Below are 5,705 nucleotides of genomic sequence, written 5' to 3'. Positions count from 1 at the left end.
TGCCGAGCGCTTTGAGGCCCAGATGGCCGAAATGCGGGCCGAGCGGCAGGCTATGGAAGCCCAACTCCAGACCGAAATCCAGGAGATCAGGGCGTTGATCCAACAGAACCAGGAGCGGATTCGACAGAACGAAGAGCGGGGAGACGAGCTGGAGGTGGCCATACAGGAGTGCCGCCGAGATATGCAGGCTGGGTTTGCCGAACTGAGGGAAGCGCAAGCCATGATGATGGAGCAATTTCGGGAGCGCGATGGCCGCCTGATCGAGGCTCAACTCAGCTTTATTCGGGAGATGCGGGAAATGCAACGGGAAGTGGCGGAGCTGCGACTGGATTTTCTCAATCACATGCGCCAATACCACCCACCTGTCGAACGTTAAATGGCTACGGCAGCACCTGGGCGGTCACCTCAGCTTGCGGTCGTAGGGGTAGCGGGGGATGGCTCTGTGGCTTCCTGGGGGATCCCCCCCCTTTCCCAAGCCAGGGTTTTGGCAGGAGCCCCTCATCTGCTCCGGCACTTTACCGATCATCCGGCCCGCAAGATCCCGCTCACCGGGCCAGTGGAAAGTTGGATCCCACTTTTGCAGCAGGAGATGGCTCAGGGATCCCTGGTCTTGTTGGCCAGCGGGGATCCGCTTTTTTTCGGGATCGGGCGGCTGTTGACGGAGTATTTCCCAGCGGAGCGGTTGGCCTTCTATCCGCAGGTGAGCTCGGTGCAGCTGGCCCTGAACCGCCTGCAGATCCCCTGGCAGGAGGCGACCATCCTCAGCCTGCACGGGCGGGGAGTGGAGCGGTTGGAAGCCGTTCTCAAGCAGGGATCCCCTGTGATCGTGGTGCTCACCGATCCGGAGCACACGCCGACGGTCTTGGCCCGCTTCATCTCCGACCTGCGGCTGCCGGTGCGCTACCAAGCCTGGGTATGTAGCCAACTGGGATCCCCTCAAGAACAGGTCGTGCCCCTCCAAGAAGGGGAAGACGCCGTTTTCCCCAGCCCCAACGTTGTGGTGCTGCGACGAGTAGAGCCGGAGCCAGATCCCCATCGCTGGCCTTTGGTCGGGATCCCGGACGACCAGTTCTACACCTTTCCCGACCAGCCCGGCTTGATCACCAAGCAGCCCATCCGCCTGCTCACCTTAGGATCCCTGCAGCTCCCCCAAGAGGGCGTGGTGTGGGATATCGGTGCCGGCACCGGCTCGGTGGCCATCGAAATAGCCCGTCTTTCCCCCCAACTTCAGGTGTACGCCGTTGAGCGGAATGCCGCCGGCATCTGCCTGATTCGGCGCAACCGGCAACGCTTTGGCCCAGAGAACCTGCAGGTGATCCCGGGGGCAGCCCCCCAAGTGTTGGCCGACCTGCCAGATCCGGATCGGGTGGTGCTGGGCGGTGGCGGCAAAGGGATCCGCGACCTGCTGCCGGTGGTGGAAGCCCGCCTGCGGCCTGGAGGGATCTTGGTGGCCAACTTCGCTACCCTAGAAACCTGCAGCGAGGCCCTGCAATGGCTGCGTTCTCGGGGCTGGCAAGTTCGAGTAGATCACGTTCAGATCTCCCGCTCTGCCGTCCTGGCCGAGGGCACCCGCTTTGCCCCCCTGAACCCGGTTTACCTGCTGCAAGGGATCCCTTCAAACTCGGAATCACAGTGAACTTACTGAACTGATCGCCCCTCTCTTTTGGGGAGAGGAGCTAGGGGTGAGGGATGAAGTCACCCCTCGTCCTCCTCATCAGTGGTGAACCCCGGTCGGTACAGGTAGGGAGAGGAGGGACGGTTGGTTTTCTTAATTTGGTCTTTGATGGATTCCAGGTCGATGTAGCGATCCGCCAAGTTGATCAGTTGATCGCTGGTCATGGAACGCAAGCTGACCACCTCCACTCGTGCCCCTTGGTAGCTGACGGCATTGACCGCATAGGCCAAGTCTCCATCGCCGCTCACCAGCACAGCCGTCTCATACCAGCGCACCAGCGACAGCATATCCACGGCAATTTCCACATCCAGGTTGGCTCTCTTGGATCCATCGGGCAACTGGGTTAGCTCTTTGGTAACCACGCGGTAGCCATTGCGGCGCATCCAGAGCAAAAACCCCTGCTGCTTTTCGTTGTTGCGATCGACGCCGGTGTAGAAAAAAGAGCGCAAAAGGGGCGACCGACCACTCAGAGTCTTCAGCAGACGGGTGTAGTCGATCTCAATGCCCAGTTGCAGAGCGGCGTAGAACAGATTAGACCCGTCGATGAATATGGCCACACGCCCACGGTTGTCCTGCAAGGGATCCGCAGGCTGAAAGCCGGGATCAGGATCAAGACGCAGCATTCGGGTTTTCTTCTCCAAGTTTTGACAAAAGGGCAGAAAAAAGAGGTGTTAAATGGGTTTAATCGCCAATACAGCTCTTTCCGGCAGCACTGACTACAGCTAATGCAGACGCATCTCTTGTGCGATAGGGATCTTACTGCTTCCCAGAGTGATCTGCAGAATTCCCATGAAGTCGGAAAGAGCTGTAAGAGGGTGCCCCAAGCCCTGGGACACATGATTTACCCTAGCGCAGGAGAGACGATCCCCGGAGAAGATTTCCAAAATCCTAAAGAAAAAATACCTACGATAAGGAGAGGCTTTGGGGATGGAGTGCAGGGATGGGCCGGTGCCTTACCGCTTTTCGAGCCCCTTGCACAGAGGGGTGCTGCGCAGCCGCTACAAGCGGTTTTTGGCCGATGTGGAGCTGGAAAACGGGCAACAGATCATCGCCCATTGCCCCAACACGGGGCCGATGAGTGGGGTCTGTCAGGTGGGGGCACCTGTGTACCTCTCCCATCACCCGGAGCCAAAACGGAAACTGGCCTACACCTGGGAGATGATCCAGGTGGATGGGGTATGGGTGGGGATCAACACCAGCTTGCCCAATCGCCTGGTGGAATGGGGGCTGGAGCGAGGGTGGTTTCCCCAGTTGGCAGGATTTTCCCGCCGGCAACGGGAGGTGACCTGCGGCAAGAGCAAAATCGACTTTCTGCTGACAGGAGACGCTGGCTCGGCCTATCTGGAGGTGAAGAACACCACCTGGGCCAAGGGATCCCGCGCGCTGTTTCCCGATACGGTGACCACCCGCGGCCAAAAACACTTGGAAGATCTGATCCAGATCCGCCAACAGGGGCAGCGGGCTCTGCTGATGTACTGGATCAATCGCGCCGATTGCACCGAGTTTGCCCCCGGCGAAGAACGGGATCCCCGCTATGCCCGTCTGTTTCGTGAGGCCCTGCAGGTCGGGGTAGAGATGTTGCCCTATCGGGTCGAGGTTTCGCCGGCAGGGATCCGCCCCTTGGGTTTGGCCAAAATCGTTGTCTAAGCACCCCAAAAGAAGGGGCAAGCTCTCTGGAAACGGCTGGGGATGGCCTATAATACTGCTTTCTCCAGATTCTTAGTTTTCCAAGCACTTGAGGACCATGAGCAAACCTTCCTCCCGTCCTCATCACATTGTCCTGACTTCCCATCCCTCCCCTCATGGGACGCAAGCCCAGCCGATCCGCTGGGGAGCCTTGGATCCGCTGCGGCGGGGGCCGGTGGTGGGTAGCCTGACCAATCTTGCCCATCGCAATGTCATCGGCACCCATGCGGGAGCCTACGCTGTCTATCGGGCATTGGCTGTGGCCAGTGGCTCTTTGCAGGCGGATCACCGCGCCGATTTAACCCATACTGCCCCGGTGGTGTCGATTGGCCCTCACCCAAGCTGGGGAGATCCAGACCGGATTGTGTCTTTGGATCCCTGGGGAGCAGTTGTGGGGGAAGTCTTTGCTCCCCTCTATGCCCAGGGCTACGATATTCGCCCTACTATTGCCATTACTCAGGCCCACATCCACATGCCAGAACTGCAGGAGGCGGTCAACAAAGGGCGGTTGCGGGTGGATGGCCGGATCCTCAAAGACAATGGCAGCCTGGTGGTCACCAAAGCCGCAATCGAGCCGGTCTGGTACCTGCCGGGGATCGCCAAACGATTGCAGGTGAGCGAAAGCCTGCTGCGCCGCACCCTCTTCGAGCAGACGGGAGGCATGTTTCCAGAATTGGTGACTCGCCCAGACCTATCGGTGTTTTTGCCGCCCATCGGTGGCCAGACGGTGTACATCATCGGGCAAGTGGCCGCCATCACCGACCCGGCTTTGCCCCTGGCGGTGCGGGTTCACGACGAATGCAATGGTTCCGATGTGTTTGGCTCGGATATTTGCACCTGCCGCCCCTATCTGGTGCATGGCATTGAAGAATGCGTTAAGACGGCCCAAGCCGGTGGAGCCGGCGTGATCGTGTACCTGCGCAAAGAAGGCCGCGCCTTGGGGGAGGTGACCAAATTTTTGGTCTACAACGCCCGCAAGCGCCAGGAAGGAGGGGATCGGGCCGATGCCTACTTCACCCGTACCGAGTGTGTGGCAGGGGTGCAAGACATCCGCTTCCAGGAGCTGATGCCGGATGTGCTCCATTGGCTGGGCATAACCCGAATCGATCGCCTGATTTCCATGAGCGACCTCAAGTATCGAGCCATCACCAACTCCGGCATTGAGGTTCTGCAGCGGGTGCCCATCCCAGAAGAGCTGATCCCGGCGGATGCCCGTGTGGAGATCGAGGCCAAAAAAGCTGCCGGCTACTACACCGAGGGGGAGGTGCTGGATGCGGAGCGGCTGGCCCAAATCCGAGGAAGGGCCTTGGTGGAGTGAGCGGGATCCCTCATGCAAGTGGCTACCTGGAATGTCAACTCCATTCGCACCCGGCTGCCTCAGGTTTTGGCTTGGCTGGACAGCCAGGGATCCCTGGATGTGCTCTGCCTGCAGGAGACCAAGGTGGTGGATGAAGACTTTCCCCGGGCGGCCTTTCAGGAGCGGGGCTTTCATGTGGAGGTCTACGGGCAAAAGTCCTACAACGGTGTGGCTCTGATCAGCCGGGATCCCCCGGAAAAAGTAGAACGGGGGTTTGGTGCGCTGCTGCCTGCGGCGGCAGATTTGGACGAGCAAAAGCGGCTGATGAGCGCCATCTACCGCGGGATCCGTATTCTCAACCTTTATGTGCCCAACGGTTCTGAGGTGGGATCGGAAAAATACGCCTATAAATTGCGCTGGCTAGCCACGCTGAAGGATTACCTCGCCGTTGCCCTGAGCCAAGGGGATCCCATCCTGCTCTGCGGGGACTTTAACATTGCCCTGGAAGATCGGGATATTTATGATCCCCAAAAAGCGGGAGAAATCATGGCTTCCGAACCGGAGCGACAAGCCCTGCGGGAGATCCTGGCTTTAGGGTTTGAAGATGCGTTTCGCAGGTTCACCCCAGATCCCGGCCATTTTAGCTGGTGGGACTATCGCTCGGGGGGGTTTCAAAGGAATCGCGGCTGGCGCATTGATCATCATTATCTGTCTCGTGAGCTACAGGAGAAAGCCACCGCTTGCTGGATCGATGTTGAGCCACGGCGGGCCGAAAAACCCAGCGATCATGCCCCTGTCATTGTTGCCCTGGATATTTAAGCGCCTTGTTATAGTCATTTCAAGCTAGGTTGAGACACTCCCCAAACGCTCCCTGCCACTGCCTTCACCCCTTCTCTCAGAGGAAGAGGGGAGCCAGGCGGAAATGTTTCATTCCTGTTTAAATGACCATGACAGCTCATACCAACCAGCCATCCAATTAAAATGGAGCGGCCTCTTCGAGAATTTTCAGCTAGAAATCGCAGGAGCCCCGCACTGTACCCGTAGGGT

At 58.9% G+C, this 5,705-nt stretch carries 5 protein-coding genes and 1 pseudogene; 5 read left to right on the top strand and 1 reads right to left on the bottom strand.

Translation table 11 applies throughout. The annotated features are described in order from the left end of the window. Positions 1–376: pseudogene (locus tag NW843_RS05975) on the top strand (hypothetical protein); the annotation flags it as partial. Further along, positions 377–1,636: a precorrin-6y C5,15-methyltransferase (decarboxylating) subunit CbiE gene (gene cbiE / locus NW843_RS05970; protein WP_414522400.1), complete on the top strand. Its 1,260-nt coding sequence runs from the start codon at positions 377–379 to the stop codon at positions 1,634–1,636. 59 nt (positions 1,637–1,695) lie between these two features. Here the strand turns inward: cbiE and NW843_RS05965 are convergent, their stop codons facing one another. Further along, a complete protein-coding gene (locus NW843_RS05965; protein WP_414356551.1) occupies positions 1,696–2,298 on the bottom strand; it encodes an NYN domain-containing protein in 603 nt (200 codons plus the stop codon). 304 nt (positions 2,299–2,602) lie between these two features. On the opposite strand from NW843_RS05965, the gene sfsA reads away from it, so the two are divergent. The 3 genes from sfsA (at position 2,603) to xth (ending at position 5,477) form a co-directional block, all read left to right on the top strand. After that, positions 2,603–3,322, top strand: a complete 720-nt coding sequence (gene sfsA / locus NW843_RS05960; protein WP_414522399.1) for a DNA/RNA nuclease SfsA — start codon at positions 2,603–2,605, stop codon at positions 3,320–3,322. Between the two features lie 97 nt (positions 3,323–3,419). Then, on the top strand, positions 3,420–4,679 hold the full coding sequence (locus NW843_RS05955; RefSeq protein WP_414406345.1) for a GTP cyclohydrolase II: 1,260 nt from the start codon (positions 3,420–3,422) through the stop codon (positions 4,677–4,679). Positions 4,680–4,691: 12 nt separating this feature from the next. Next, positions 4,692–5,477, top strand: a complete 786-nt coding sequence (xth, locus tag NW843_RS05950) for an exodeoxyribonuclease III (RefSeq protein WP_414343946.1) — start codon at positions 4,692–4,694, stop codon at positions 5,475–5,477. The last annotated feature ends 228 nt before the right edge of the window (positions 5,478–5,705 follow it).

Source organism: Synechococcus sp. R5-12, assembly GCF_047502655.1.
In the GTDB taxonomy this organism is placed as follows: domain Bacteria; phylum Cyanobacteriota; class Cyanobacteriia; order Thermostichales; family Thermostichaceae; genus Thermostichus.
The sequence above is the reverse complement of the archived record's forward strand: the minus strand, read 5'-3'. Positions and strand labels throughout refer to the sequence as shown.

Coding starts and splice junctions, on each gene's coding strand:
- cbiE (WP_414522400.1), top strand. CDS start 377: ATGGCTACGGCAGCACCTGGGCGGTCACCTCAGCTTGCGGTCGTAGGG.
- NW843_RS05965 (WP_414356551.1), bottom strand. CDS start 2,298: ATGCTGCGTCTTGATCCTGATCCCGGCTTTCAGCCTGCGGATCCCTTG.
- sfsA (WP_414522399.1), top strand. CDS start 2,603: ATGGAGTGCAGGGATGGGCCGGTGCCTTACCGCTTTTCGAGCCCCTTG.
- NW843_RS05955 (WP_414406345.1), top strand. CDS start 3,420: ATGAGCAAACCTTCCTCCCGTCCTCATCACATTGTCCTGACTTCCCAT.
- xth (WP_414343946.1), top strand. CDS start 4,692: ATGCAAGTGGCTACCTGGAATGTCAACTCCATTCGCACCCGGCTGCCT.